We start from the raw sequence: 997 nt of genomic DNA, 5'->3' as shown, positions 1-997 counted from the left end.
ACTGGCGTTTATAGATTTAAATAAAAGGAAATTTTTATCTATTTCGATATTAATCCCTTTAATATAATTCACCCTACCCATTCTATTCGACATTTAAATTCATCAGATATATAAACAGATCACATAAGCAATGATATTATAAAAATATGGATAAAATGACGGGATAGCAATTAATAGTTGGTGATCGGGCGCTTGAGAGCCATGTTCAACAACATTAGAGATGGCGGGGATTACTCCCCGCCGTTGCTCTTACTTGGGTTCGTAATCCATGAAAACAGCAACCTCCGTTTGGCCGCTTCGGATGCGAACCTCACAGAGATCCTTCCTCGTGACCAGCACAGCCGCTAACGCGGCAATACAGATAACGATAATAGCGATAAGTATCGCTTTTTGCTGTTTCATGGTTAGCGTCTCCTTGCCTTTCGGCGTGTAAGAGGCTAATCTTATGTTGTGAAGCATAAAGAATAGGCCTCAAATTGATTGAAAGATCATTTGGGGCTTTCTTCTATCCGCTCCAGCGCGCCAGAGACAGATAGTCTCAAGCGCCCGCCCAGAATATACCAAAGCAAAATACAGATATCTATATATTACATTATATTTCTGAGTTTATTTACAGTAAGCCATCCCTGACTTGTGATTTACGGCTGATATTCGGTATAAACCCCAGCGGAAATGACACAAATTAAAACCGCTGAAATTTTAGCATTAATTGATATATACCGGCGTTTATAGATTTAAATAAAAGGAAATTTTTATCTATTTCGATATTAATCCCTTTAATATACTTCACCCTACCCATTCTATTCGACTTTTAAATTCATCAGATATATAAACAGATCACATAAGCAATGATATTATAAAAATATGGATAAAATGACGGGATAGCAATTAATAGTTGGTGATCGGGCGCTTGAGAGCCATGTTTAACAGCATTAGAGATGGCGGGGATTGCTCCCCGCCGTTGCTCTTACTTGGGTTCGTAATCCATGAAAACAGC

Annotated in this window: 1 protein-coding gene; it reads right to left on the bottom strand. The window is 38.4% G+C overall.

What is annotated here, in order from left to right; genetic code table 11:
- Window positions 1–249 precede the first annotated feature (249 nt).
- Window positions 250–402 carry a Hok/Gef family protein gene (locus ACGF63_RS22905; protein ID WP_387633382.1) on the bottom strand — a complete coding sequence of 51 codons (153 nt, stop codon included), beginning with the start codon at window positions 400–402 and terminating at the stop codon, window positions 250–252.
- Window positions 403–997: the final 595 nt, after the last annotated feature.

The organism is Photorhabdus sp. RM322S, from assembly GCF_042879395.1.
Taxonomy (GTDB): domain Bacteria; phylum Pseudomonadota; class Gammaproteobacteria; order Enterobacterales; family Enterobacteriaceae; genus Photorhabdus; species Photorhabdus khanii.
Note: the sequence above shows the minus strand (reverse complement) of the source record. Positions and strands in the feature narration are given on the sequence as shown.